The organism is Lentzea sp. DG1S-22, assembly GCF_036321065.1.
GTDB classification, from domain to species: Bacteria; Actinomycetota; Actinomycetes; order Mycobacteriales; family Pseudonocardiaceae; genus Lentzea; species Lentzea jiangxiensis.
In genome coordinates, this window is sequence record NZ_CP143276.1 from 7,100,887 (window position 1) to 7,126,665 (window position 25,779).

The 25,779-nt window shown below is 71.2% G+C and carries 29 protein-coding genes and 1 pseudogene; 12 read left to right on the forward strand and 18 right to left on the reverse strand.

The genetic code is table 11. The features are described from left to right. Window positions 1–4: 4 nt before the first annotated feature. Window positions 5–766 (reverse strand): AraC family transcriptional regulator, encoded by a 762-nt coding sequence (locus V1227_RS33675; protein WP_329789258.1) that lies wholly within the window; start codon window positions 764–766, stop codon window positions 5–7. 50 nt (window positions 767–816) lie between these two features. Here V1227_RS33675 and V1227_RS33680 point away from each other — a divergent pair, with 50 nt between their 5' ends. Continuing rightward, window positions 817–1,215: a DUF2000 domain-containing protein gene (locus V1227_RS33680; RefSeq protein WP_329789259.1), complete on the forward strand. Its 399-nt coding sequence runs from the start codon at window positions 817–819 to the stop codon at window positions 1,213–1,215. A gap of 117 nt (window positions 1,216–1,332) precedes the next feature. Continuing rightward, window positions 1,333–2,538: an MFS transporter gene (locus V1227_RS33685; RefSeq protein WP_329789260.1), complete on the forward strand. Its 1,206-nt coding sequence runs from the start codon at window positions 1,333–1,335 to the stop codon at window positions 2,536–2,538. Here V1227_RS33685 and V1227_RS33690 read toward each other — a convergent pair. Next, window positions 2,448–3,269, reverse strand: a complete 822-nt coding sequence (locus tag V1227_RS33690) for an alpha/beta fold hydrolase (protein ID WP_329789261.1) — start codon at window positions 3,267–3,269, stop codon at window positions 2,448–2,450. The genes V1227_RS33685 and V1227_RS33690 overlap by 91 nt on opposite strands. After that, window positions 3,266–3,949: an SRPBCC family protein gene (locus tag V1227_RS33695; RefSeq protein WP_329789262.1), complete on the reverse strand. Its 684-nt coding sequence runs from the start codon at window positions 3,947–3,949 to the stop codon at window positions 3,266–3,268. Before V1227_RS33695 ends, V1227_RS33690 begins: the two co-directional genes overlap by 4 nt. 136 nt (window positions 3,950–4,085) lie before the next feature. Here V1227_RS33695 and V1227_RS33700 point away from each other — a divergent pair, with 136 nt between their 5' ends. Further along, window positions 4,086–4,670 carry a DUF998 domain-containing protein gene (locus V1227_RS33700; RefSeq protein WP_329789263.1) on the forward strand — a complete coding sequence of 195 codons (585 nt, stop codon included), beginning with the start codon at window positions 4,086–4,088 and terminating at the stop codon, window positions 4,668–4,670. A 58-nt stretch (window positions 4,671–4,728) separates the two neighbouring features. Here the strand turns inward: V1227_RS33700 and V1227_RS33705 are convergent, their stop codons facing one another. Beyond that, entirely contained in the window at window positions 4,729–4,953 is a 225-nt protein-coding gene (locus V1227_RS33705; RefSeq protein WP_329789264.1) for a zinc-ribbon domain-containing protein, read from the reverse strand. Window positions 4,954–5,040: 87 nt separating this feature from the next. Here V1227_RS33705 and V1227_RS33710 point away from each other — a divergent pair, with 87 nt between their 5' ends. Genes V1227_RS33710 through V1227_RS33740 form a run of 7 tightly spaced genes read left to right on the forward strand, consistent with a single transcriptional unit; the run spans window position 5,041 to window position 10,495 of the window. Then, complete coding sequence (locus tag V1227_RS33710) at window positions 5,041–5,541, forward strand: GNAT family N-acetyltransferase (RefSeq protein ID WP_329789265.1); 501 nt, start codon at window positions 5,041–5,043, stop codon at window positions 5,539–5,541. A gap of 36 nt (window positions 5,542–5,577) precedes the next feature. Next, complete coding sequence (locus V1227_RS33715; RefSeq protein WP_329789266.1) at window positions 5,578–6,168, forward strand: nucleotidyltransferase domain-containing protein; 591 nt, start codon at window positions 5,578–5,580, stop codon at window positions 6,166–6,168. Next, on the forward strand, window positions 6,131–6,379 hold the full coding sequence (locus tag V1227_RS33720; RefSeq protein ID WP_089921671.1) for a BON domain-containing protein: 249 nt from the start codon (window positions 6,131–6,133) through the stop codon (window positions 6,377–6,379). The genes V1227_RS33715 and V1227_RS33720 overlap by 38 nt, the downstream gene beginning before the upstream one ends. Next, on the forward strand, window positions 6,376–7,095 hold the full coding sequence (locus V1227_RS33725; RefSeq protein WP_329789267.1) for a metallophosphoesterase family protein: 720 nt from the start codon (window positions 6,376–6,378) through the stop codon (window positions 7,093–7,095). Before V1227_RS33720 ends, V1227_RS33725 begins: the two co-directional genes overlap by 4 nt. Further along, window positions 7,092–8,855 carry a thiamine pyrophosphate-requiring protein gene (locus V1227_RS33730; protein WP_329789268.1) on the forward strand — a complete coding sequence of 588 codons (1,764 nt, stop codon included), beginning with the start codon at window positions 7,092–7,094 and terminating at the stop codon, window positions 8,853–8,855. Before V1227_RS33725 ends, V1227_RS33730 begins: the two co-directional genes overlap by 4 nt. Continuing rightward, complete coding sequence (locus V1227_RS33735; RefSeq protein WP_236216654.1) at window positions 8,852–9,802, forward strand: TIGR03557 family F420-dependent LLM class oxidoreductase; 951 nt, start codon at window positions 8,852–8,854, stop codon at window positions 9,800–9,802. Before V1227_RS33730 ends, V1227_RS33735 begins: the two co-directional genes overlap by 4 nt. A 27-nt stretch (window positions 9,803–9,829) precedes the next feature. Beyond that, on the forward strand, window positions 9,830–10,495 hold the full coding sequence (locus V1227_RS33740) for a DUF6766 family protein (RefSeq protein ID WP_329789269.1): 666 nt from the start codon (window positions 9,830–9,832) through the stop codon (window positions 10,493–10,495). A 126-nt stretch (window positions 10,496–10,621) separates the two neighbouring features. Here V1227_RS33740 and tuf read toward each other — a convergent pair whose 3' ends face one another. Both tuf and V1227_RS33750 read right to left on the reverse strand, forming a co-directional pair. Beyond that, the gene (gene tuf, locus V1227_RS33745) at window positions 10,622–11,803 is read right to left on the reverse strand and encodes an elongation factor Tu (RefSeq protein ID WP_329789270.1); all 1,182 of its coding nucleotides are present in this window, start codon (window positions 11,801–11,803) and stop codon (window positions 10,622–10,624) included. Window positions 11,804–12,007: 204 nt separating this feature from the next. Further along, complete coding sequence (locus tag V1227_RS33750) at window positions 12,008–12,877, reverse strand: LysR family transcriptional regulator (protein WP_329789271.1); 870 nt, start codon at window positions 12,875–12,877, stop codon at window positions 12,008–12,010. A 70-nt stretch (window positions 12,878–12,947) separates the two neighbouring features. Here V1227_RS33750 and V1227_RS33755 point away from each other — a divergent pair, with 70 nt between their 5' ends. Both V1227_RS33755 and V1227_RS33760 read left to right on the forward strand, forming a co-directional pair. Further along, window positions 12,948–13,943 (forward strand): FAD-binding oxidoreductase, encoded by a 996-nt coding sequence (locus tag V1227_RS33755; protein WP_329789272.1) that lies wholly within the window; start codon window positions 12,948–12,950, stop codon window positions 13,941–13,943. A 195-nt stretch (window positions 13,944–14,138) separates the two neighbouring features. Then, window positions 14,139–14,522: an STAS domain-containing protein gene (locus tag V1227_RS33760; RefSeq protein WP_329789273.1), complete on the forward strand. Its 384-nt coding sequence runs from the start codon at window positions 14,139–14,141 to the stop codon at window positions 14,520–14,522. Window positions 14,523–14,540: 18 nt separating this feature from the next. Here V1227_RS33760 and V1227_RS33765 read toward each other — a convergent pair whose 3' ends face one another. The 12 genes and pseudogenes from V1227_RS33765 to V1227_RS40760 all read right to left on the reverse strand — a co-directional run. Further along, a complete protein-coding gene (locus V1227_RS33765) occupies window positions 14,541–15,686 on the reverse strand; it encodes a glycosyltransferase (RefSeq protein ID WP_329789274.1) in 1,146 nt (381 codons plus the stop codon). A 49-nt stretch (window positions 15,687–15,735) separates the two neighbouring features. Next, complete coding sequence (locus V1227_RS33770; RefSeq protein WP_329789275.1) at window positions 15,736–16,815, reverse strand: nucleotide disphospho-sugar-binding domain-containing protein; 1,080 nt, start codon at window positions 16,813–16,815, stop codon at window positions 15,736–15,738. A gap of 73 nt (window positions 16,816–16,888) precedes the next feature. Continuing rightward, window positions 16,889–17,407: a TetR family transcriptional regulator gene (locus V1227_RS33775; RefSeq protein WP_329789276.1), complete on the reverse strand. Its 519-nt coding sequence runs from the start codon at window positions 17,405–17,407 to the stop codon at window positions 16,889–16,891. Window positions 17,408–17,470: 63 nt separating this feature from the next. Further along, entirely contained in the window at window positions 17,471–18,391 is a 921-nt protein-coding gene (locus tag V1227_RS33780) for a hypothetical protein (RefSeq protein ID WP_329789277.1), read from the reverse strand. A gap of 142 nt (window positions 18,392–18,533) precedes the next feature. Beyond that, window positions 18,534–21,293: a helix-turn-helix transcriptional regulator gene (locus V1227_RS33785; protein ID WP_329789278.1), complete on the reverse strand. Its 2,760-nt coding sequence runs from the start codon at window positions 21,291–21,293 to the stop codon at window positions 18,534–18,536. Window positions 21,294–21,379: 86 nt separating this feature from the next. Further along, window positions 21,380–22,297 (reverse strand): LCP family protein, encoded by a 918-nt coding sequence (locus V1227_RS33790; protein WP_329789279.1) that lies wholly within the window; start codon window positions 22,295–22,297, stop codon window positions 21,380–21,382. Further along, window positions 22,294–22,800 carry a SigE family RNA polymerase sigma factor gene (locus V1227_RS33795; protein WP_236216630.1) on the reverse strand — a complete coding sequence of 169 codons (507 nt, stop codon included), beginning with the start codon at window positions 22,798–22,800 and terminating at the stop codon, window positions 22,294–22,296. Before V1227_RS33795 ends, V1227_RS33790 begins: the two co-directional genes overlap by 4 nt. 95 nt (window positions 22,801–22,895) lie before the next feature. After that, window positions 22,896–23,327 carry a very short patch repair endonuclease gene (locus tag V1227_RS33800; RefSeq protein ID WP_442916396.1) on the reverse strand — a complete coding sequence of 144 codons (432 nt, stop codon included), beginning with the start codon at window positions 23,325–23,327 and terminating at the stop codon, window positions 22,896–22,898. 16 nt (window positions 23,328–23,343) lie between these two features. Next, complete coding sequence (locus V1227_RS33805; RefSeq protein WP_329789280.1) at window positions 23,344–24,147, reverse strand: SAM-dependent methyltransferase; 804 nt, start codon at window positions 24,145–24,147, stop codon at window positions 23,344–23,346. Window positions 24,148–24,205: 58 nt separating this feature from the next. Continuing rightward, on the reverse strand, window positions 24,206–25,246 hold the full coding sequence (locus tag V1227_RS33810) for a hypothetical protein (protein ID WP_329789281.1): 1,041 nt from the start codon (window positions 25,244–25,246) through the stop codon (window positions 24,206–24,208). Then, a complete protein-coding gene (locus V1227_RS40755; protein ID WP_442916397.1) occupies window positions 25,239–25,376 on the reverse strand; it encodes an RNA polymerase sigma factor in 138 nt (45 codons plus the stop codon). Before V1227_RS40755 ends, V1227_RS33810 begins: the two co-directional genes overlap by 8 nt. A 121-nt stretch (window positions 25,377–25,497) precedes the next feature. After that, window positions 25,498–25,716, reverse strand: a pseudogene (locus tag V1227_RS40760) (sigma factor); the annotation flags it as partial. Between the last annotated feature and the right edge of the window lie 63 nt (window positions 25,717–25,779).

The window sequence follows — 25,779 nt, forward strand, 5'->3', positions numbered from 1 at the left end:
GGTGTCAGCGTACGAACCGGCCGGGACTCGTACCCAGGACACGGCGGAAGTGGCGCGTCAGGTGGGACTGGTCGTGGAACCCGGCCAGCACCGCCGCCTCCGCCGCGGACCGCCCCTCGACCAGGTACCCGCGCGCGAGGTCGACGCGGCGCCCGGTCAGGTAGCGGTGCGGCGGCAGGCCGAACCGGCGGCTGAACGCCCGCACCAGGTGCGTCGGGCTCGTCTGCAGCTCCCGGGCGGCGTCGTTCAGCGCCATCCCGCCGGGCAGCGAGGCGTCCAGGAGCTGCCGCAACCGGTCGGCCAGCGTCGGGTCGGCGTGGACCGCCGGGGTGGTGCCCGCGAAGTGGTGCGCCAGGCGTTCGGTGATCAGCGCGAGGCGGCTCGACGCCTCGAGCGGTTCGTCCAGCGCGAGGTGCAGCTGGTGCACGCGCTGCCGCAGCAGCGGATCGGCGAGCATCGGCCTGTCGACGGCCTTGCCGACCAGGCCGGCGGGCAGCACCGAGTCGTCCAGGTACAGCACGCGCTTGTGGAAGCCGGTCGGGAACGCGGAACGGCCGTCGTGCGGCACGTGCGGCGGCAACAGCGTGACGCCTTCGACGAGAGCGCCGTGCTCGTGACGGTCCAGTTCGTACCGCACGGCACCGGTGTCGAGCAGCATCAACGTCCAGGCGTCGTGCGTGTGCGCCGGGTAGACGTGCGTGGTGAACGACGCGTGGAAGACCTCCTTGATGCCTTCCACCGCGGGTTTCCACGCGGCCGTGCTCATGTCAAGAACGTACAAGACGCCGCACGGGCACGTCCGCGATCGTGGACGGCATGTTCGACACCAAGATCGCTGTGCTGCTGCGGGACGACCTGGCCGGCTGGCAGGCGCTGAACGTGACCGCCTTCCTCGTCAGCGGGTTGCCGGAGGTGCTGCGCGGAGAGCCGTACGTGGACGCCGACGACGTGGAGTACCTGCCCATGTTCGGCCAGCCCGTGGTGGTGCTGCAGGGCGACCGGGACCTCGTCAGGAAGGCCCACGAGCGCGCGCTCAACCGTGACCAGGTCATGTCGATCTTCACCGCGGACCTGTTCGCCACCGGCAACGACGCCGACAACCGCGCCGCCGTCCGCAAGGTGCACACGCAGGACCTCGACCTCGTCGGCATCGCGGTGCACGGCCGGAAGAACGCCGTCGACAAGATCTTCAAGGGCGCCCGGATGCACCCCTGACGGAACCGCAGCCCGTGGTCAAGCCGCTCCGGACGGCCGTGGAAACAAAATTGGCCCAGGGAAAGAGCACGGTCTTGTCCCAGGGTCAGGGCCAATCGCGGCCCTACGGTCTGATGCATGACCAGGCGACTCGCGTACGCGCAGCTGACGAGCTCGATCGGTGACGGCGGTTTCCTCGTCGTCTCGGCCCTCTACTTCACGCAGGTCGTGGGCCTCAGCGCGGCGCGGGTGGGCCTCGCGCTGACCCTCGCGTGGGGAGTGGGGGCCGTCGCCGGGGTCGCGCTGGGCCACGTCGCCGACCGGCTGGGCCCGCGCACCACCGCCGTCGTGCTCGCCGCCGCCACGGCCGCGAGCACCAGCGTCCTGCTCGTCACCAGGGACTTCACCGCGTTCGTGGTGGTCATGTGCCTGTACGCGAGCTTCCAGAGCGGGCTGCAGGCGTCCAGGCAGGCACTTCTCGCTGGCCTCACGACACCTCGGGAGCGGACGCGGGCCCGTGCGCGGATCCAGTCGACGGCCAACGCGGGCATCGCGGTCGGTGCCGCGGCCGGAGGGTTCGCGCTGCACCTCGGCACCGAGGCCGCCTACACCGCCGTGTTCGTGCTCGACGTGCTCTGCTTCCTGGTCGCCGCGGCGGTCGTGGCCACGTTGCCCGAGACGGTGATGAGCAGGGCCGAGGGCAGGTTCGACGTGCTCGGGGACCGCCCGTACGCGCTGATCACGCTCATCAACGCCGTGATGCTGCTCTACATGCCGTTGCTGAGCCTGATCATCCCGCTGTGGATCGTGCAGCGCACCGAGGCGCCGACGTGGCTCGCGGCCGCGCTGCTGGTGCTCAACACCGCGGCCGTCGTGCTGTTCCAGGTCCGGATCGCCCGCCGCGCCACCGGCCTGCGGCGGGCCTCGAAGCTGGTGGAGCACGCCGGACTGGTCCTGTTCGCGTCCTGCGCGGTCTTCGCCGTGACGGCGTTCAGCCTCGGCGCCTGGCCCGCGGCGGCGTTGCTGATCGCCGCCGCCGCGCTGCAGGTGCTCGGCGAGATGATGCTCGCCTCCGGGGCGTGGGAGATCAGCTTCTCCCTCGCGCCCGCCGATCGGCAGGGCCAGTACCAGGGCTTCTTCGCGACCGGAACGGCCGTCGCCCGCATGGTCGGCCCCGCCCTGCTCACCACCGTCGTGCTCGGCTGGGGAGCGCTCGGCTGGCTGCTGGTCGGAGGGCTGTTCGTCGTGGCCGGTTACGCGATGGGACCGGCGGTGCGCTGGGCCCGGGAGAAGAACTCCACGAGCTCCGGCGCCATGACCGACGACTTGTACAGGTGCGTCTGACCGGGCAGCGTCCTGTGCTCCGCTCCCAGCACCTCCGCGACGTTGCGCATGGCGTTGCGGAGGTACTCCGGCGACTTGCCGCCGTCCATCGCGAGCGTCGGCACCTCGACCTTCCAGCGGTGCGCCGGGAGCGGGGTGCCGCGGCCGTCGTCGCCGAGGATCGTCAGGTCCCACGGCAGGGTGTGCGCGACCGGCTTGAGCTTCTTCCACACCGGGGTCAGCTTCATGACCGCGAGGCCGATGCCGGGCACGCCGACCATCTTCATGAACGTCGAGAGCATGCGGGAACGGTCGCCGCGGGCGAGCATGTCGTTCATCCGCCGCACGATGTCCGCGGGGCGGGGCTCGTACGTGCCGTCCACGACGAACGGCGCCTCGTACAGCGCGAGCCGGGTGATGCCCGGCAGGCGTGACGCGGCCTCCATCGCGAGCACCGCGCCCGAGGACACGCCGAACACGAACGCGCTGCCGCCGGCCTCCCGGATGACCGCGTCGACGTCCTCGACCTCGCGCTCGAGCGACCACGGCGTCGCGCCGTCACCGGTCTCGCCGCGCCCGCGCCGGTCGTAGGTGTGGACGGTGAAGTCCTTGTCGAGCACCGAGGCCAGCTCGGTGGTGGGGCCGAAGCGGCGGTGGCACATCGCGCCGTCCACGAGGAGCAGCGCCGGGCCGGAGCCGGTGACCGAGTAGGCGATCTCCGTGCCGTCGGCGGAGGTCGTGAAGCGCGTCATCTCTGCTCTCCCAAGGTGGTGTCGAGGAAGTCCTGCCAGTCCTGTTCGGACTCGGCGCCCTCGAAGACGTGGTGTGCCGCGATCATCGGGCCCGCGAAGCCGCGCAGGAACCGGTACATGCCGCTGCCGGTGCGCAGGCCGAGCGTGTGCGCGTTGCGGTGGAACTCGACGGCGTCCGGGAGCTTCTCCGCCAGCGCCGCGCCGAGCCTCTTCCAGGCCTCGTCCCAGTCGGTGACGACGGGCCCGAAGACCGTGAGCGGGCGGGCCGTGCGGCCGGGGAAGTACGTCAGGTACTCCTGCAGCGTGCGCCGGAACAGCGCGCCGCCCAGCGTCATCGCCTCGAACTCGTCGGCCCAGTCGTCGCCGGGCAGGAAGCCGCTCGTGACCATCCGCAGCACCGTGCTCGCGTGCTCGCGGCCCTCGACGAGGAACTCGTAGGCGATGAACCGGCCGTCGGGCGCCTTGCCGCTGTCGTGGGCGAAGTGGTGCGGCGGGTCGGACGCGGTGACCTCGCTCGTCGGCCGGTAACCGCCGAAGGCCATCCTGACCTGGCCGTCCGCGACCTCGTTGCGGCCCATGAACCACGAGTCGATGCCGGGCCCGGTCGCGATCGCGGTCCAGACGTCCTCGACGGACGCCGGCACCTCGATCTCGTCGGTGCTTCTGAACTCGTGCCCCATCGGCTCTTCCCTCCAGGCTCGTGGATGGTCTCATCCTGCCGCCGACGATTCCCTTCGTCAAGACAGTGATAGTAGTCTTGACAAAAAAAGTTGTCGGTGATTCGGTTCTCCTCACACCGAACCGCTGGAGGAACCCATGTCCCGCATCGCCTGCGGAGTCGTCGCCGGACCGCTCTACCTCGTCGTCGGGTACGCCCAGGCGTTCACCCGGGAGGGCTTCGACCTCACCCGCCACCCGTTCAGCATGCTCAGCCTCGGCTCGCTCGGCTGGGTCCAGATCGTGAACTTCGTCGTCTGCGGGGCGCTGTTCGTCGTGGCGGCGACCGGCATGGCGCGGCACACGAGGTGGGGTGCGCGGCTGATCGGCCTGATGGGGGTGGGGATGGTCCTCGGCGGGGTGTTCGTGGCCGACCCGGCCCTGGGCTTCCCGGCGGGCGCTCCCGACGGCCCGCCCGCGTCGATGTCCTGGCACGGCGCGCTGCACGCGGTGGCGTTCGGCGTCGCGATGATCGGCTGGATCGGGGCGTGCTTCGTGTTCGCGCGTAGGCTCGGGGGGTGGCTGGCGGTGATGAGCGGCCTGACGGGCTTGCTGCTGATGGTGCCGATGGCGTTCCTGGGCGACCCCGGCGGCACGGTGCTGCTCTACGTGGTCGCGACGATCGGCTGGCTGTGGACGTCGGTGCTGTCCCTGAGGCTGAGCCGGCCTGCCTTCTCGAGCTGATCTGCCCGGATTGCGGGCGCGTCACCACCGACCGGCACGCGCCCGGCTGCGAGGCCTGTCAGACCAGCTGATGCGCGTGCATCTTGCTGATGTCGTAGGAGACACCGCAGAACGTGCACTGCAGCCCGTACCTGCTGCGGATGGTGAACAGCGGGATGAAGAAGATCGTGGGCTTCGTGTAGCGCCGGAAGAGGTTGTGCGCGGACTGGTGGTGGCAGTGCCCGCACACCAGCGTGAGCATGCGGATCTGCTGGATCGTCGTGCGCCAGCCGAAAATGACCATCTGCGCTCCCTCTTCGTCCCTTGTACGTCTGACGCGCGGGATGCCCCCTGAGTTGCGACCTGACGCCTGGATTCGGAAGGTGGACGGGTGAACAGCCTGCTGCGGCCCTGGACCCCCGACGACGCGCCGGTCGTGCTGGCCGCCGCCGGCGAACCGCTGATGGACCGCCAGTTCACCTTCCCGGTCGACTCCCTGCCCGCCGCCCGGGAGTGGGTCGCCCTGGCGCAGGCGCGCCGGAACGAGGACATGGCCTACTCGTTCGCCGTGCTGCACGAGGGCGTGCCCGTCGGCAACGTGGCCGTGTCGAGCGTCGAACGCCGGCACCTGACCGGGTGGGTCTCGTACTGGGTGCGGGAGGAAGCACGGGGCAAGGGCCTCGCCACCGCCGCCTGCCGCGCGCTCAGCGAGTTCGCCTTCACCGAGCTCGGCCTGTTCCGCCTGGAGCTCGCGCACCGCGTGGACAACCCCGCCTCCTGCCGCGTCGCGCTCGGGGCGGGTTTCCCCGTCGAAGGCGTCGAGCGGGCGCGGCTGCTGTACGACGGCGTCCGCTACGACACCGAAACGCACGCACGCCTCGCCGGTGACTGAGGTTGACGTCGCGATCAGCCGGGTAACCCGGAGCGCATGAGCGACGTGCAGGCCGAGTTGCTGATGACCTTGACCAAGGTTGCCAAGGTCTTACGTGGAGCGGAGATCCCGTTCGCGCTGACCGGTGGTTGCGCCGGTTACGCGCGAGGAGGGCCGGTGAGTGAGCACGACGTCGACCTCCTGGTGAGGGAGGAGGACGTCAACGAGGCCGTGCGGGTGCTCGTGGAGGCGGGACTGCGCGGCGCGGAGCCGCCGGAGGACTGGCTGCTGAAGGTCTACGACGGCGACTCGCTCGTGGACCTGCTCTTCCGCCCGAACGAACGCCCGGTGACCGACGAGATCCTCGCGATGGCCGAGGAGATGCCGGTCGGCTCGGTGATGCTGCCGGTCATGCCGGCGACGTTCGTGCTGAGCAGCAAGCTGCTCGTGCTGGACGGCCACCGCTGCGACTTCAGCGAGCTGCTGCCGTTCGCGCGGGCGCTGCGAGAACAGATCGACTGGGACCAGGTGCGCGAGGAGACCAAGCACTCCCCTTACGCCGAAGCGTTCCTGGTGCTCGTCGAACGCCTGGACATCATCGGGAGGGACCATGAGTTCCGAGCAGTACCTGGCGGCAAATCTGCGTAGGGCGGTGGCCGAGGACCCGCGGACGGCGGAGCTCGGCGTGCGCGTCACCGTGCGCGGCGACAACGTGATGCTCTCCGGGGACGTCGCCTGCGCGGACCGCCGCGCCGCGCTCGAGGAGGTCCTGCACGAGGCCGCCCCCGAGCTGAAGATCCTCAACGACGTGCGCGTGACACCTGCGGGCGAACCGGAGGGTGAGGAGGACCTGCGATGATCCGAGTCGCTGCGGTCGGGGACATCCACCTCGGCGAGGACATGCGCGGACACCTCCGCCCCGCCCTCGAGAAGGTCGGCGAGCACGCCGACGTCCTCCTGCTGGCGGGAGACCTCACCCGGCACGGCACGGTCGCCGAGGCCGAGGTCGTCGCGGACGAGTTCGCGGACCTCCCGGTGCCGGTCGTCGCCGTGCTGGGCAACCACGACCACCACGACGACAAGCCGCTCGAAGTCACCAAGACGCTGCAGGACAAGGGCATCCACGTGCTGGAGGGCACGACGTTCACCCACCGGGTGAACGGCTGCTCCATCGGCATCGCGGGGGTGAAGGGGTTCGGCGGCGGTTTCGCGGGCAAGTGCGGCAGCGCGTTCGGCGAGCGCGAGATGAAGGCGTTCGTCCAGCACACCTGCGACATCGCGAAGAACCTGGAGGGCGCGCTGTCCGAGCTGGACACCGACATCAAGGTCGCGCTGACGCACTACGCGCCCGTTCCGGACACCCTGCGCGGTGAGCCGCCGGAGATCTACCCGTTCCTCGGCTCGTACCTGCTCGGCGAGGCGATCGACGCCACCGGCACGCATCTGGCCGTGCACGGCCACGCGCACTTCGGCACCGAGCACGGCATGACGCCGGGTGGCGTGCGCGTCCGGAACGTCGCGCAGCCCATCATCCGCTCCGCCTACACGGTCTACGTGCTGGAGGGCGGCTCGTGACGACGACCGTCGGGGACTTCGTGGTGCAGCGCCTGCGCGACTGGGGAGTCGCGCAGGTGTTCGCCTACCCCGGCGACGGCATCAACGGGATCGTCGCGGCGTTCGGCAAGGCGGACAACGAGCCGAAGTTCGTCCAGACCCGGCACGAGGAGATGGCCGCGTTCGCGGCCGTCGGCTTCGCGAAGTTCAGCGACCGGGTCGGCGTCTGCCTGGCCACCTCCGGCCCCGGCGCGATCCACCTGCTCAACGGCCTCTACGACGCGAAGCTCGACCACGTGCCGGTCGTCGCGATCGTCGGCCAGACCGCCCGCACCGCGCAGGGAGGCAGCTTCCAGCAGGAGGTCGACCTGCACTCGCTGTTCCGCGACGTCGCCTCGTTCCTGGTCGACGTCACGGTGCCCGAGCAGCTGCCGAACGCGCTGGACCGGGCGATGCGCACCGCCCAGGCCGACCGCGCGCCGGCCGTGGTGATCATCCCGAACGACGTGCAGGAGCAGGAGTACGCCGCCCCGAAGCACGAGTTCAAGCACATCCCGTCGAGCCCGCCGTCCCGTCCGTCCTCGGTCGTCACTCCCGCGCACGACGAGATCGAGCGCGCGGCCGAGGTGCTGAACTCCGGCGAGAAGGTCGCGATCCTGATCGGCCAGGGCGCCCGCGGCGCCGCCGACGAGGTGCGCGCGACCGCCGACCTGCTCGGCGCCGGCATCGCGAAGGCGTTGCTGGGCAAGGACGTCCTGCCCGACGACCTGCCGTACGTGACGGGGTCGATCGGGTTGCTCGGCACGCGGCCCTCGTACGAGATGATGCGCGACTGCGACCGGCTGCTGATCATCGGTTCGAACTTCCCGTACTCGCAGTACCTGCCGAAGCCCGGTACCGCGCGAGGCGTGCAGATCGACCTCGACGGCCGTGCGATCGGCATGCGCTACCCGACGGAGGTCAACCTCGTCGGCGACGCGAAGGCGACGTTGCGCGCACTGATCCCGTTGTTGCGGCGCAAGGAAGACCGCTCGTGGCGGACGAAGGTCGAGGCCGACGTCGAGCGCTGGTGGGAGGTCGTGGAACGGCAGGCGCAGGTACCCGCCGACCCGGTCAACCCGATGAGGATCGTCTCCGAGCTGTCCCGGCGACTGCCGCACAACGCGATCGTCACCGCCGACTCGGGTTCCGCGACGAACTGGTACGCCCGGCTGCTGCGGGTGCGCGGCAACGTGCGGTCGTCGTTGTCCGGCACGCTCGCGACGATGGGCTGTGCCGTCCCGTACGCGCTGGGCGCCGCTTTCGCCCAGCCGAACAGGCCGTTGATCGCACTGGTCGGCGACGGCGCCATGCAGATGAACGGCATGGCGGAGTTGCTGACCCTGCGGCGCTACGGCATCCGGTGCGTCGTGTGCGTGTTCCACAACAACGACCTCAACCAGGTCACGTGGGAGCTGCGCGCGATGGGCGGTGCGCCGAAGTTCGAGGAGTCGCAGTCGCTCCCGGACGTCTCGTACGCCGCCTACGCGCGGTCGATCGGCCTGCAGGGCATCGAGGTCGACGACCCCGAGCAGCTCGGCGCCGCCTGGGAGACGGCGCTCGCGTTCGACGGCTCGACCGTCCTCGACGTGCGCTGCGATCCCGACGTGCCGCCGATCCCGCCGCACGCGACGTTCGACCAGATCAAGGACATGACCGAAGCGGTGCTGCGCGGCGACCCCGACGCGTGGGGCGTCCTGCGCCGCGGACTGCACACCAAGATCCAGGAGTTGCTGCCGTGAAACTGGGCTATTTCATTTCCTCGGAAGAGCACGGACCGCGCGAGCACGTCCGGCACGCGAAGATGGCGCAGGACCACGGGTTCGAGTCGTTGTGGATCTCCGACCACTACCACCCGTGGAACGACGAGCAGGGCGAGTCGCCGTTCGTCTGGGGCACCATCGGCGCTCTCTCGGAGGCCGTGACGCTGCCGATCACCACGGCCGTGACGTGCCCGACGATCCGCATCCACCCGGCCGTCATCGCGCAGGCGGCGGCGACCGCGGCCGTCCAGACCGAGGGCAGGTTCGTCCTCGGCGTCGGCAGCGGCGAGGCGCTGAACGAGCACGTGCTCGGCGACCGCTGGCCCTCGGCCGACGTGCGGCTGGAGATGCTGGAGGAGGCGATCGACGTCATCCGCGCGCTGCACCAGGGCGACGAGGTCACCCACCACGGCAAGCACTACACCGTCGAGAACGCCCGCATCTACACCCTTCCCGAACGCCCGGTGCCGATCTACGTCTCGGCGTTCGGCCCCAAGGCCGTCAAGCTCGCCGCCCGCACCGCCGACGGCTACATCAGCGTCGGCCCGAACGGTGAGCTCGTGGAGAAGTACCGCGCCGAGGGCGGCCGCGGACCGGCGCAGAGCGGCCTCAAGGTCTGCTACGCGAGGACCGAGGACGAGGCCGTCTCCACGGCGCACCGCCTGTGGCCCAACGACGGCCTGCCGGGCGAGCTGGCGCAGGTGCTGCCCTCGCCCAAGCACTTCGAGCAGGCCTCCCAGCTCGTGACGCCGGAGATGATCCGGTCGTCGATGCCGTGCGGCCCCGACCCCGAGCAGTACGCGGAGAAGATCAGGGAGTTCGCGGAGGCCGGCTTCGACGAGGTCTACGTGCAGCAGATCGGCAAGAACCAGCAGGAGTTCTTCGAGTTCTGGGCGAAGGAAGTCGTGCCGCTGCTCGACGTTTAAAAGTGCGCGCGCAGGGCAGCCGGTCCTATGAGGAGCTTCCTGCGCGAGCACAGCCTGACGCTCGTCTTCGCAGGTCTTTTCCTCGCGGCGCTGGTCGGCCAGTTCTTCGCCGGCCACGCCGACCACAACGAGCGTCAGGCCGCGTTGGGCCAGCCACTGCTGACCCCGGGGTCCTACCTGGTCTCCGCCGACTTCCTCGTCGACGTCGTGGAGAACTGGCAGTCCGAGTACCTGCAGTTCTTCCTGTACGTCACCGCGACCGTCTGGCTGATCCAGAAGGGCTCGACCGAGTCGAAGCCCGCGAAGAAGGCCGGTCGCGAGACCGACGAGGAGCAGCAGGTCGGCGCGTACGTCAAGGACGACTCGCCGAAGTGGGCGAAGGCCGGCGGCTGGCGCACCGCGGTGTTCTCGAAGTCGCTCGGACTCGCGATGCTGGTGCTGTTCCTGGTCTCCTGGGTCCTGCAGTGGGTCGCCGGCTGGTACGCCAACAACTCCGACCCGCTGGCCGAGCCGATGGGGCTCTTCCAGTACTTCCTGAGCGCCGACTTCTGGAACCGGTCGTTGCAGAACTGGCAGTCCGAGTTCCTGGCGATCGCCTCGATGGCGATCCTGAGCGTGTACCTGCGGCAGCGCGGGTCGCCCGAGTCGAAGCCGGTGGGCGCGCCGCACTCGGTGAGCGACAGGTCGGGCTGAGCGGCTCGACGTTCCCGGCACGCCGGTGCGCGTGCGGTCGGCAGACGCGAGAAAACGCGGCGGGACACCACATCCCGCCGCGCTCCCCAGGCAGCGCGACCACCTTCTCGGGTCGTCGCCACCGCCCTAGGCGAGGATTTCGCCGACCGTGCCCGCTCCCACGGTCCTGCCGCCCTCGCGGATCGCGAAGCCGAGCCCGGTGTCCATCGCCACCGCCTTGCCCAGCTCCACCGTGACCTCGACGGTGTCACCCGGCATGGCCGGCGTCCTGTCGAGCTCCACCACTCCGACGACGTCGCCGGTGCGGAAGTGGAACTGCGGGCGGTAGTTCGACGCGATGCCGGTGTGCCTGCCGCCCTCGGCGTGCGAGAGCAGGTACACCGTCGCGCGGAACCGGGTGTGCGGCGCGACGCTGCCCGGCAGGGCCAGCACCTGGCCGCGCCGGACCTCGCCGCGCTTCACGCCGCGCAGCAGGACCGCGGCGTTGTCCCCCGCCTGCGCCTGCCGCATCGGCTTGCCGAACGTCTCGATGCCGGTGGCGACCGACGTCACCGCCGCGCCGAGGCCGACCACCTCGACCGCGTCACCGATGCCGAGCACGCCGCGCTCCACCGCTCCGGTCACGACGGTGCCGCGACCGGTGATGGTCAGGACGTTCTCGACCGGCATCAGGAACGCGCCGCTCAGGTCGCGGACGGGCTCCGGCACGTGCGCGTCGACGGCGTCGAGCAGCTCGACCACCGACCGCACCCACACCGGGTCGCCCTGCAGCGCGCGCAGGCCGGACACCCGCACCACCGGCGTGGCGTCGCCGTCGAAGCCGTACCGGGAGAGCAGGTCGCGGACTTCCAGCTCCACCAGGTCGAGCAGCTCCGGGTCGCTCACCGCGTCGGCCTTGTTGAGCGCCACCACCACGTGCGGCACGCCGACGCGGCGCGCGAGCACGACGTGCTCCCGCGTCTGCGGCATCGTGCCGTCCTCCGCGGACACCACGAGGATCGCGCCGTCCAGCTGCGCCGCACCCGTGATCATGTTCTTCACGTAGTCGGCGTGGCCGGGCATGTCGACGTGCGCGTAGTGGCGCGTGGGCGTCTCGTACTCGACGTGCGCGATGTTGATCGTGATGCCGCGGGCCAGCTCCTCCGGCGCGCGGTCGATGCGGTCGAACGCCGTGAAGGTCGTGCCCGAAGGGTCCATTTCGGACAGAACTTTGGTGATGGCCGCGGTGAGCGTGGTCTTGCCGTGGTCGACGTGACCCATGGTGCCGATGTTGAGGTGCGGCTTGGCGCGCACGAACTCTTGCTTCATGTCCCTGTCCTCGGGGAAACAGCCGGGGTTCAGAACCGGAGACCGCCACAACCCTCCTCCAGTGGTCCTGAAGGAAGGACTGGAGGAGGGTCAGAGTCGGGCGCCGGCCAGCTGAGCCGGGGCGGCGGCGAGCGCGCACGCGGGAACACCCGCGTGCGTGTTGCGCTCAGCCGTCAGGAACATGAGGTGATGGTGACAGGGCGGTCAGCCGGCTGTCACCCGGTTTTCCGCGAGCCCGATCAACGCCCGCGCGGCCGGGCTGTGCGGACCCTCCGCACGCCAGGCGAACGCGAGCCTGCTGTGCGGCACGGGATCGGTGATCCGGACCGCGTGGAGGTCCCCGGCCATCGACGACGCCAGGACCGCGGGCCCGAGCCCGCGCCGCGCCAGCGTGATCACCATCGGCGGGGCGGACGCCTCGAACGCGATGCGCGGCCGCCGCGACCCGCACGCCTCGTCCAACGCCCCGCGCAGGCCGGTGCCCGGTGGCAGGCTGATCAGGCCGCGCTCCAACAGCTCGTCCACGGTGACGGACTCCTTGCCGCACCAGGGATCCGACTCGGCGACCGCGGCCACGAGCGGTTCGTCGGCGAGGACCCGCACCGACAACCCCTCCGGTGCCCGGCCGGCGTAACCGATCAGCGCGAAGTCGAGCTGTCCGTCCACCAGGGACGAGACGAGCGAATCGGAGTTGGCCTCCGCCAACGTGATCTCGACACCGGGAAATGAGCAGTGGAACGCGGACAGCAGCTCGGGGAGGTCCGGGATCCCGCAGGACACGACCATCCCGACGCGCACGGCACCGCGCACCAGCCCGGCCATCTCCTCGACGGTCCGCCGGGCCGACTCCACCGACCCCAGGGCCGCCCGTGCCCACGGCAGCACCGCCGCGCCGACGTCGGTCAGCGTCACCGCCCGTCCCGACCGGTCCAGCAGGTCGTGCCCGAGTTCGCGCTCCAGCCGCCGGACCTGCGCGCTGACACCGGGCTGCGCCACGTGCACGCGTTCCGCCGCGCGCGTGAACGACCCCTCCTCCGCGACTGCGACGAAGTACTCCAGCTGCCGAAGCTCCATAACGAACGATTATAGAGAGGAGCACGACCAGCTCTTGGACTTATAAGACCAGCTCGGCGAGGCTCGGATCATGCGCATCTTCCACCCCGGTGATCCCGGCTACGACGACGAACGCAGCGGCTTCCAGACGGGGCTCCGCCACGAGCCGCAGGTGGTCTTCGCGGTCGAGAACGCGCGGGACGTCGAAGAGGCCCTCCGGTACGCCGACGCCCACGGCCTGGAGCACGCGATCCAGGCCACCGGCCACGGCCTGACCACACCGACCACGGGCGTCCTCATCTCGACCAGGCGGATGAACGCCGTCGAGGTCGACCCGCAGAGCCGCACGGCGAGGGCCGAGGCGGGCGCGGTGTGGCAGCAGGTCGTCGAGCGGGCGGCGCCGCACGGACTGGCTCCGCTGAGCGGCGACGCGGGTGACGTCGGCGTCGTCGGCTACACCCTCGGTGGTGGGTTCAGCGTGCTGGCCAGGGAGTTCGGCTTCGCGAGCGAGCGCGTCCGCGCCGCGGAGGAGGTCGGGGACGTGGTCACCGCGCTGGAGTTCGAGCTCCTGCCGATCAGCGAGGTCCACGCCGGCGAGATGTTCTTCGCCGTGGAACACGCGGAGGCCGTCTTCGAGGCGTTCCACGCGTGGGACCTGCCGGACCACGTCACGCCCGCGCTCACCACCCTCGGTGACGTCGTCCGCGTGACGTTCGCGAGCACGCGCCCGTTCGACGTCGGCCACCTCCGGATCGCACCGCCGCTGAAGGAGGAGTTCGGCGTGAAACCGTTCGCCCGGGCCGCCGGCAGGCCGTTGCCGCCGCACACCTACCAGGGTGACAACGTCCTGCTCCGCGAGCTCCCGCTGGAGGCGCTGCAACGCCTGCGGGAAGCGGCCGCGAACTCCAGCGCCGAGATCTTCCTCGGCGTCCTGCCCCTCGGCGGTGCCCTGGGCGGCGGCGCGAGCCACCTGGTCAAGCTGGTCTCACCCCGGCTCGGCGTCGCGGAGCAGCACGAGGAGGTGTTCGACGTCGTGCGGCCGTTCGTGCTCGGCAGGTCGCGGAACTTCCGGTACGCCGTGGCCTGAAGGGTGCTCCGGGTGAGGAGCGCGACGGAGACCCCGCTGCTGCTCGCGGAGCGTGCACGCCCGGCCGCCGACCGGCGGCCGGGCGTGCAATATGTTGTGAAGGGGAAGCAACGGCCGTAACGTCGGAGATGTAGCCGGGTTCAGCAGGGTGCTCGGAGTCCGAGTCTCGTGCGCTTCGGCCACCGGGGAGTGCTGGTGAACGAAGATCAGTTCCAGGAAACACCGCTGCTCACCGTGCACGTCGGGGAGGTCGCCGGCGTGGCGGTCGTCGCGGTGGAGGGTGAGATCGACGTCGACACCGCGGACGACGTGCTCGACGCGCTGCGGCAGGGGTGCGAGTCGACCGGGCCGGCCGTGGTCGCCGACCTGACGCTGGTCAGCTTCTTCGGCTCGACCGGCATCTCCACGCTGATCTCGGCCCACGAGCTGGCCGACGAACACGGCAAGGACCTCCGGGTGGTCGCGCCGCAGCGAGCCGTCCGCAGGCCGTTGCAGGTCACGGGCGTGGCCGACGTCCTCGTGCTGCACGACTCGGTCGAGGAGGCGCTGGCAGCGCTGAAACCGGTGCCCAGCGAGTAGGCACCGGTCCGCACGTCCTCAGCCGGCGAGCTCCACGAGCTTCGGCACGACCTCGTCCGGGTGGGGCATGGCGGCGATCTCCGCGGCGACGCGCGCGGTCGCTGCCCGCACGCCGGTGTCGCCGAGCAGCCTGCCGGCGGTCTCCCGCACCGCGTCGGCGGTGAAGTCCTCGCCGACGAGCTGAGCGCCCAGGCCGGTGTTCGCGACGATCTCGGCGTTGCGGAACTGGTCCGCCCCCTGCGGCAGCACGAGCTGCGGCAGGCCGTTGGACATCGCGGCGACCGTGGTGCCGGCGCCGCCGTGGTGCGCGACGAGATCCGCGTGCGCGAGCAGATCCGCCTGGGGCACCCACGGCAGCACGTGCACGTTGCCGGGCACGCCGGTCAGCGCGGACGGGTCGACCTGCGGTCCCGTCGCGACGAGCACCTCGGCGTCCACCCCGGACAGCCCGGCGACGGCGGTCCCCAGCACCTCGGCGTTCGAGAACGCGGTGCCGAACGTCAGGTAGACCAGGGGCCTGCGGTGCTCGACCACCCAGTCAGGCAATTCGCCCGGTTCGGCGAACGGGACCGGACGCATCGGAATTCGATGCACGTCCGAAAGGAACTCCACGTCCTGCAAAGAGGGCGGGAAGACGTCCAGATAAGGTGATCCGAGACCGTAATGCTGCCCATTCGGAAGGGTGATGCCGAGTTCGGCGACGTACTCCAGGAAGAGGTCGCTCATCGCCTCGGGCACCAGCGACTCGTCCATCTTGCCGAATCCGTGGCACACCGCCGGAATGCCCGCGCGCATGGCGGCGAGCCCCGCGCCGGCGTTGATGATCTCGAAGACGACCAGGTCGGGCTTGTCCCGCTCGAGCACCGGTTCCAGATCGTTCACGAAGGCCCTGGGCAGCAAGGACCCGAACGCGTCGACCGCAGTCTGGCGCAGCATGTCCCGCCGGAACGCCGCCGTGCCGTGCAACTCGTTCGCCTGCCGGAACGCGTCCCAGATGCTGATGCCCGCGTCGACCACGGTGAACCCGAGCTTTTCCACGGTCGCGTGGAATCCCGAGTCGACGGCGAACAGGACGTCGTGACCCTGCTCGCGGGCGGCGACCGCGAGCGGGAGTATCGGATAAACGTGTCCGTGCGAGCCTAGGCTCGAGAAGAGAATTCGCACCCGGCCAGATTAGGTGCTCTCCTATTGCGGCGGGGTCGATTTTCGCGAGTCATTCATCCCGCACGAGACTTTCCCACCGCGCCGCCACGTCGGTGGGCGACGGCATCGCCGCCATCTCCGCCCGCACCTCACCGGCGGCGCGCTGCAGCTTCGAGTCCTCGATCAGCCGGGTGAGCAGCTCCGGCGTCACGTCCCGCGGCCCGGCCCTGAGCCCCGCCCCGCGCCGCGTGATCGCGTCGGCGTGCGTGGTCCGGTCACCGGGTCCGGGCTCCACGAGCTGCGGCACCCCGGCCGCGAGCGCGCCGAGCAACGTCCCCGCGCCCCCGTGGTGGACGATCCCGTCGCAGAACGGCAGCACCCGCGGGATCGGCACCCACCCGACCGCCCGGACGTTGTCCGGCAGCCCGTCGGTCCGTTCCGGACGCACGAGCACGAACTCGGCGTCCACCCGCCCGGCCGCCCTGACCACCGCCGCCGTCATCTTCCCCGCGCCGGGACCGGGCGCCGTGCTCCGGCTGAGAAGGATCCGCGGCCGCCCGGACGGCTCCGCGAGCCACCGCGGCACCTCACCGCCCCCGCTGTAGGCGACGAACCGCATCGCCTCCCCACCGGGGAACTCGCCGAGCGACGGCGGCGCGGTCCGCAGCACCGTGGCGGGAGAGCACACCTCGGCCTTCATCCGCGCCCCCACGGCCCTGGTGAGCTCCAGCCCGTCGAACAGCGACACGTCGTGCACGACCGACGGCACCCCGAGCACCGACCCGGCGGCCGCCAGCGGCTCGTGCACCACGACGTCCGGCTGCCACCTCGCCGCGAGCGCCCGCAACGGCTTCGTCATCGCGTCACCGACCGCGCCGAACATCCGCGACACGAAGTCGAGCCGCCCGCTGCCCTCCAGCTCCCTCTTGGCCACCACCGGGTGCGTGAGCACGATGCGCAGCGCGATCGGTCCGAAGCGGACGTTCCCCGGGACGACGTCCTCGACGTGCAGGCCGGAGTCGCGCACCCGCAGCGCCTCGCCCCCGGTGGCGACCACGACGTCGTGTCCGGCTTCGCGCAGGGCCAGGGCCAGGGGGACCAGGGGGAAGACGTGACCCAGGAGGGGTGCGGCGACGACGAGAACACGCATGCAGCCAGGTTAGCCACGGCGGAGGGGTGACCCGGGGCCGTCGGCGCGGGTCCGGGAGGCCTGGACGGCCGGCCTACGGCTCCACCAGCCGCCGAACCGCCTCCACCACCGTCCGCCGCCGTTCCACGTGATCGGTCCCGGCCGGAGCCGCGGACCACATCGACGCCACGGCCTGCACCATCAGCAGCACCTGCTCGGCGGAGAACCGCGACGACACCACCCCGGACTCCTGCGCCGCCCGGACCGCCTCCACGTCCCCCACCCGCCGCACCGGCCCGCGCCGCTCCAGCCGTTGCCAGGTCGCGAGCCGCGCGTACTCGGGGTGCCGGTGCTGCAGGTCGTACAGCCGGCCCGCGTAGCCCGGCAGGTCTCCCGCGTCGAACTCCACCGCCGCCGCGCCCACCACCTCCGACTGCACGGCGTCGAACAGCTCGTCCTTGCCGCCGTAGTAGGTGTAGGCGAGACCCGCGGAGCAGTGGGCGATGCGGGCGATGCGTTCCATCCGGGCGCCGGCGATCCCGTAGGCGGCGAACTCGACGAACGCGGCGTCCAGCAACCGGCGGCGGGTTCGTTCCCGATCGCGGAGGGCCATGCACCCAGGCTAGGGCGAAGGGCCGCACCCCTGAAGAGGTGCGGCCCTGCTCCGATCGGGCGATCACTTGGCCATGTCGAACCAGTTGAAGCCCTCGACCATCTGACGGGTCGTGTCGCTGACGTAGCGCGGGCCGGTGAGCTCCCAGCGCGTCACCGTGCGGTAGGTGCCCGGCTGCTGCGACTCGTCCTCACGGGTGTTCTCGTCGTCCTTGACCGGCACGTACTCGTTGAGCACCTTCTTGGTCAGCGTGACGTCGAGCGACTCGTAGCCGGACTGCGTGTAGAGGTAGTCGCCCTGGCCGCTGTCCGCCGCGCGGCCCGGGTCGGCCAGCTTCAGCGAGAGGGTGGTGCCGCCGAACGACCCGGTCGCGGACACCACGGTGACGATGTGGCCGCCGCTGCGCTGCAACGAGCCGGCCGTCGGGCCCGCCTTGTAGCGGCCGTAGACGAGCTGCAGCGGACCCTCGTTGAGCTTCTTCGCGAGCTCGCCCGCGAAGTCCGGGACGTTGTTGGTGCTGACCACACCCGTCGAGGTGGTCCAGCCGGCGTCACGGGCGGGCTTGGTGGCGGTGGTCCACGCGGCGCGCAGGTTGGTGAGGTTGGTGCCGCCGTCGTACTCGGCGTCGACGCCGATCCGCCCGATCGAGTTGGTGATGACGCCGTAGTCGGCGGGGTCCTTCGGGTCGAGGTTGCCGACCTTCGTGGTCAGCCAGCCGACCGGCGCGTCCTTCTGGTGGCCCCAGTAGTGCAGGACGTTGTAGAGCGAGGCGGGACCGCAATAGGCGCCGCCGTTCTTCTCCAGGCCCGCGCGGTGCTGGTCCACGTCGCTCACGCCGCACTTCTTGACGGTGAAGTCGGGGCCGACGAGGTCGGACGCTCCGACGCAGGGCAGCGGCGTGCCGATGACCGGGTCGGCCGCGGCGGTGGCGGGAGCGACGACGGCGGTGAGAGCGGCGGCGGCGACGAGAGCGTTGCGGATCATTTCGGTTTCCCCTCCGAGATCTTGTGTTTCCCTGCGGTGGCACAAGATTCGCCGAGGTGAACCCCCAAGGGCATGAGGGGACGACCCTCAACCCCTGAGCGGAAAGATGGGTGTATCAAGGACACCCCCACGTCGCTCTGTCTCAGGCGAGGACGCGTGCGAGGTCCCTGCGACCGGCGATGCCGAGCTTCGTGTAGATCCGGCCGAGGTGGTTCTCGACCGTCTTCGGCGTCACGAACAGCTCCTGCGCGATCTCCCTGTTCGCCCGGCCCGTCGCCGCGAGGTCGGCCACCCGCCGTTCGGACGCCGTGAGCGCCTCCGCCCCCACCACGACCTGCCGCCGCGGCCGGTCACCGAGCGCCTCCAGCGCCTCCACCGCACGTGTCCGCTGCACCGCCGAGCCGCAGGCGGCGGCCAGGTCGATCGCCCTGTGCAACGGCTCGCGCGCGTCCGACCTGCGACGCGCCACCCGCAGCGCCTCGCCGAGGTCGACCAGCGACCGGGCGAGCTCCAGCCGGGCGGGCGAGGTCTCCAGCACGGACGCGGACTCGGCCAGCAGCTCCAGCCGTGACCCGGGATCGGCGTGTGCGAGCAGCCGCAGCGCCGCCCCGACCTCGGTCGCCGCACCCCACCTGCGCGCGAGCTCCAGCTGTTCGGTGGCGAGCTCCAGGCCGAGCTCGTGCCGGCCGAGCAGCAACGCCGCCCGCGTCGCCGGAGCGCGCCACGGGATCGTCGGCGGGTCCACGTGGACCTGGTGCATCGCGTCGCGCTGGCGGTAGGCCTCGGACATCGCGCGCCGTGCGTCGCCTTCCGCCAGTGCGATCAACGCGCGCACCTCGTGCAGCCAGATCATCGGCATCGTCTGCCGTGCGCCGGCATGGGCGGAGTCGAACGCCGTGGCGAACGCGGACGCCGCCGCGACGTCACCCCGTTCGAGCGCCGCGTAGACCGCGAAGTGCGTCGACGTGGCCCGCAGGCTGACCACCTCGGACACCGGGTCCTCGTGCGCGACGGCGGCCAGTGCGCTCTCGGCCTCGGCCTCGACGGCCTGCATGTTGCCGCAGCGCCAGTTCAGGAACAGCGTCGCGTTCGTCACCATCGCGAACTCGATCGGCGACCCGTGTGCGCGCACCTTGAGCCGTGCCCGCTCGATCTCGTGCCGTGCGATGTCGACGCCGTCCGCGGCCATCAGCGCGAGCAACGCCACGAGCCACGCGACCATCGCGTCCGTGCTGCCCGTCGCGTCGTCGAGGTACGCACCGTTCGCGAGCGCGCGCGTCGCCGTCGCGGCCACCTCGTCGTGCGGCCACACCTCGTAGCGGCCCATCTGCGCGAGGAGACCGAGCAGCGTGCGTTCGTCGGGAGTGCTGCCGGCCAGACCGGCGTACGCGCTCAGGTGCGCCGACGCGGTCTGCCGCTGGTCGGGCAGGAACGAGCGGAACACCGCCAGCCGTGCCTCGAGGTGCAGCCGGGACTCACCGTCCGGACGGGCCGCGATGGCCTCCGTCAGTTCCGCGATCGCCGCCGCCGGGCCTTCCAGCGCCGCCGTCGCCGAGGCCGCCGCGGCCACCAGTTCCGCGTCCGGGAGTCCCTGTGCCGCGGCTTTCAGGTGCCGGTGCGCGTTCACCGCGTCGCCGGTCCGCAGCAACGCCCTGCCCAGCTCGGCGCGCAACCCCGCGTCGTCGGGCTTCTCGTCCACCGCCCGCGCGAGGTGCGCCGCCGCCGTGCGCGCGTCACCACCCGAGAGCAGCGTGGAAGCGGCCTTGCGCAACACTTCCGCGGCGTTGGGCAGCGTCCCTTTAGGAGCGTGCACCAGATGCGCGGCCACTCGATCGACCGTCGCGTGCGCCTCCGACAAGGCTTTCGCAGCGCGCGCGTGCAGCGAGGCGCGCGCGATCGGCCCCAGACCGGACAGAACCGCTTCCCGCACAACGGGATGCACGAACTCCAGGTGCTCGCCGGTGACCAGGACGTTCGCCGCGGTCAGGGCCTCGACGGCGGCGGGGAGGTCGTCGACCTCGGCGAGTTCCGCCGCCTGCCAGGGATCCGCGTGCGTGCCGAGCACCGCGACCGCTCCGGCGAGGGCCACGGCGTGCGCGGGCAGCCGGCCGAGCGTGGCGCGGAAGACCGTGCTCGGCCCGAGCGTGCCGACCTTCTCCGCGGTCGACGCCTCGTCCAGCGGCAGCCCGAGCGCCGCGAGCTCGTCGACGAGCACGCCGGACAGGAACGGGTTGCCGCCGGTGGCCGCGTGCAGGGCGTCGACGACCTCGGGATGCCCGCCCACCAGGGCGCCGAGCGCCTCCGCGGTGAGCGGGCGCGGCAGCAACCGGTCGGCGGACACGCTGAGCTGCGCGAGCGGCCCGGAGTTGTCCGCCGGCGGCCTGGTCGCGACGACCAGCGCGATCGGCAGGTCCGCGATCCGCCGGGACAGGTAGACGAGGAACTGCAGCGACGAGTGGTCCGCCCAGTGCGCGTCGTCCACGGTGATCAGCAGCGGGCGGGTGGACGAGAGGTCCACCGCGACCCACCACAGCGAGTGCAGCGTGCGGGCCAGCTCGGCCTCGCTCGGGTCGAGCGCCGCGCCGTCCAGGGCCTTCAGCGCGGCCCCGGACGGCCCGGCCAGGATCTTCTCGCGGATCTCGCCGGAGTACCGCGACACCGAGCGCTCGACCATCTGCCGGACGACGCCCCACGCCATGGCGCTCTCCAGGGCGTCGCCGACGGCCTGGAGCCGCCCGAACCCGCGTTCCTTGGCCAGCTCACGGCACTCGTGCACGAGCCTGGTCTTGCCGATGCCCGCACGGCCCTCGATGACGACGACGCGACCCTCACCACGGGTGGCTGCGTCCAGAGCTCCACGGATGTGCGCGATCTCGGAGTCCCGTTCCAGTGGTTCGCGCACAAATCGATCGTAGCGGCCGCCCGGCGGCCGACATGCTGGTCATCGACACCGCATCCGGGCGACTTGATGCTCCATTGGTGTGAACGTCACCGCACGCACCCGTCCTGCGGGGTCCCCTTGCCGCCGAACCAGTCCGCGACGAACTGCCGCGACGCTCCCGGGTCGGCCTGCAGCGCCTGTCCGGCGGGGCCGTCGACGGGGGCGCCGACCGGCAGCGTCCCGGTGACGATCTCGACGGGCCCCTGGAACCGCTGCGCGAACGCGAGCACGTCCCACCCCTCGTCGACGCGGACCGACCTGCCCACCTCGGCGGCGAGCGCCAGGGCGTTGTCCTTGTTGATCTTGGCCGCGAGCCCGGTCAGGAACGCCTGGTGCCGCTTCACGCGGTCGAGGTCCCCGTGCGGCAGGCCCATCCGCTGGCGCAGGAACGCGAGCGCCCGGTCGCCCTCGACCGTCTGCCGCCCGGCGGGGAAGGAGGCACCCGACCGCTCGTCCTCGGTCGGCGCGAGCAGGCACACCTCGACGCCCCCGACGACCTGCGCGATCCGGCCGAAGCCGCTCATGTCGACCGCCGCGTAGTGGTCGACCTCCACCCCGGTCAGCTGCTCGACCGCACCGGTCAGCTCCTCCGGGTCCTGCTCGTAGAGCCTGTTGATCTTCTTCTCGCCGACCTGGAGGTCCCGAGGCAGCGACACGGCGCTGACCGACCCGTCCGCCTCGAAGCGGGCGAGCACGAGCGCGTCGGTGAACTCCCTGTCGTCGGTGCCGATGAGCAGCACGTTCTGCGGGGTGACCGGCGGCGCGGCCGGCGACGCGTCCGTCTTCTTGATCGTCGTCGGGACGACCACCGCCGCGACGGCCGCGGCCGCGGTGAGCGTCGCGACGCCGACGATGAGCCCGAACGGCTTGCGCTTCTTGGCCTTGTGCAGGCCCGCCAGCACCGTCCGGGAGTCCACGCGCTCCTCGGCCTCGGCGGCGATCGCCTGGCGGATCAGGTCGTTCATGAGTGCACCCCCAGGGTGGCGGACCGGGCGAGTTCGTGGGCGCGCAACGTCTGCAACGCGCGAGAGAGTTGGCTGCGCACAGTGGATTCCGCGCAACCGAGCACCTGTGCGATCTCCGCGTCACTGCAGTCCTCGTAGAACCGCAGCACCAATGCGGCACGTTGCTTGCGCGGCAACACGGCGATGCGCGCACGCATCGCTTCGCGTTCGGCGTGCGCGTCAGCCGGATCGGCCATCGACGGCACGTGCCGCGCGAGCTCGGCGCGTTCCACGGCGATCTCACGCGCCGCCTTGCGGTGACGCCACGACAGGTAGTCGTTGGTCACCATGCGCTTCACGTAGAGGTAGGGCGCGTCCATCGCCCCGATGCGCTCCCACTTGCCCTGTGCGCGCATGAGCACGTTCTGCACGATGTCCTGCGCCAGGTGTTTGTCGCAGGTGATCGCGGTGGCGTACCCCAGCAGCCGGTCCAGCCGGTCAGCGACGAACTGGTCGAACCCCACGCCGCCCCCTCCGTGTCAGTGTCGTTTGCGGCATGGGAAACCCCGTCGCCACCTCCGTCCGCTGCATCCACTTGTGTGGTCCCACTCACAGCACGTCATCGGCCAGGCCGCCTGCTCAGCACGATCTCCTGCACGCGGGCGGCCGCGGCGGCAGCCGTCTCGTGCTCCCACACCCGCACCGCGAGCCAGCCGTCGTCGGCGAGCTTCCGGTCCGTGTCGAGGTCGCGGCGGCGGTTGGTCTCGATCTTCGTCCGCCAGAACTCGGCGTTGTTCTTCGGCCACGTCGCGTGCTCGGGGCAGCCGTGCCAGAAGCAGCCGTCGACGAAGACGGCGACCTTCGCCGAGGTGAAGACGATGTCGGCTTCGCGCCGGACGCCCTTCACGGGCCGCCGGTGCACCCGGTAGCGCAGACCCGCGGCGAACAGCGCCCTGCGCAGGTCGACCTCGATCTGCGTGTCCCGGGTCTTCTGCTTGCTCATCCGGGCACGAACGCCCGGCGCGGTCTCGAGGTGCTCCACGCCGGGCATTGTCCCGAACGGCCACCTAGACCTTGCGGCCGATTCCCACGTAGACGTCCTCCGGACCGCCCTCTCCGGCCGGCCCGAGTTCCGGGTGCCACCGCGGCGCCGGGACGACGCCCGGCTCGAGCAGTTCCATGCCGGCGAACATCGGCTCGAACCGCGCGAGCGAGCGGAAGTACATCGGGTCGCGGCTGTGCTTCATGGCGTCGACGACGGCGCCCATCTCCTCCGGCTTGAAGTCGGCCGTGAGGTGCGACAGCGCGATCAGGCTGCCGGGCGGCACGGCGTCGCGGTAGCGGGCCACGATCTCGGCCGGGCCCTTCTCGTCCGGGACGAAGTGCAGCACGGCGACCATGAGCAGGCCGACGGGCTTCGAGAAGTCGATCAGTTCCTTCACGACCGGGTCGGACAGCACGTCGTGCGGCTGGCACATGTCCGCCTGCACGACGCCCGCGTTGTCGTTGCCCTCCAGGATGAGCTGGCTGTGCGAGACCGCCACCTCGTCGTAGTCGACGTACACGACCCGTGCGTCCGGGTTCTCCCGCTGCACGATCTCGTGGACGTTGCCGACCGTCGGGATGCCGGAGCCCAGGTCGAGGAACTGGTCGATGCCGTGCTCCATCATCAGCAGGACGGCGCGGCGCATGAACGAGCGGTTCGAGGACGCGATGGCGCGGCCGTCTCGCAGGACGTGCAGCACCTTCTCGCCGACCGCGCGGTCCGACGCGAAGTTGTGGCCACCTCCCAGAAGGAAGTCGTAGACCCGTGCCCCGCTGGGCACGTCGGTGTCGATTCCGGTGGGCACCCAGGAGAAAGGCTCGGCCATGCGCAAGAACCTACTCGTGTGCACACACGCGTGTATCGGCGCGGATCGGGTGAATCCGTCAGTTACACCGTGCGGAACGGGCCGACATGTGCTCTGCCAGCACGGATGCGCCCGCGGCACGGGCTTCCTGGTCCAGCCACCGCAGGTGGTCGTCGGCACGTGCCGACCGCAGATCGCGCGCGGCCTCCACGGCTTTCACGGCGAACTCGGTGGCACCGGCCTCGTCACCCAGGGCGAGGTGGTTGCGCGCCAGCGCCGTCAGCGCGATGGCGCGGGCACGGGCGCGGTCGTCGCCATAGGTGTCGACCGTCGTGGCCAACGAGGTGATGGCCTGGGCGGGGTCGTCCAGCGCGCGGCGGTCGGCCCACGAGTTGTGCGCGGCCACGAGTCCGAGCTGGAACGCCTTCAACGCGTCCTCGGGTGCGTTGTGGTGCAGGAACATCCGGCCGGCGCGGGCCAGCACGGACGCGATCAGCGCCTCGTCCTCCGCCTGCCGCGCCAGCGTCAGGGCCCGCGCGAAGTGCGGCAGCGCGGCGCCGGGCATGCCGCTGTCGAACGCCGTCCAGCCCGCCAGTTCGTGCACCTCGGCGACGGCGGTCCAGGTGGCGGCGTCGCCCACGACGACCATGGGTTCGACGGTGGCCAGGTGCTCCAGAACCGAGGCGTGGCAGGCGATTCCGCCGTAACGGCGGTCCAGCGCGCGCAACGCCCGTGTGCGCGAAGCGATCACTGAGGGTGCGATCCGGTGCGCCGGCATCCCGGAAGGCAGCCAGTCGAACGTCGGCGCTCCCACCATGACCCGGGCGGCGTGCTCCAGGAAGCGTTGGCGCGCGGAGGAGTTCTCGAGCACCAGCTCGTCGGCCTCGGGGAACCCGTCCGCCACCGCGGCGCGGCACCACCGCCGTGCCTCGGCCTCCTCGCCGAGTGCGAACAGGACGCGCGCCAGCCGCACGGCCGCGTCACCGAGGCGCTGGTCGGCGGCGACGCGGAAGTGCACGGCCGCCTCGCGCAGCCGGCCCGCGCGTTCGGCTTCCTCGGCGAGCCGGTACAGGCGCTCGACGGCCTCGTCCAGCTCGAACCGCGCCAGCAGGTCACCCATCACTGCCTCCGAGGATCCGCCGCAGCTCGGCCCGGCCGCGGGTGAGGTGGGTCCGCACGGTCGACTCGCCCACCACCAGCACCGCGGCGATCTCGCTGACCGAGTAGCCGAGCAGGTGGTGCAACGCCACGGCCTCGCGGTGCCGGGGAGAGCTCGCGCAGGGCCGAGTGCAACGCCTCCACGTCGTGCACCTGCTGGACGACGTCCGGCACCTCGACCAGCGGCGTCTCCAGCTCGTGCCGCTGCTGCCACCGCCGCATCAGCCGGATCGCGACCTTGAGCACCCACGCCTCCGGCTTGTCGTAGGCGTGGACGTCGTGCCACCGGTGCTGCGCGATCACCAGCGCGTCCTGGGCGATGTCCTCGACCACGCGGGTGTCGCCGTTCAACGCCGTCAGCGTCCTGGTCACCACGGGCAGGCACCTGCGGAAGAACTCGGCGAAGCCCTGGTCCGGCTCCGGTGTGCTCAACGGTCTTCCCTTCAGCGTCCGCCGGTGTCGTTCACCGCCCTGGGGCGACCTTCACCGGGTACA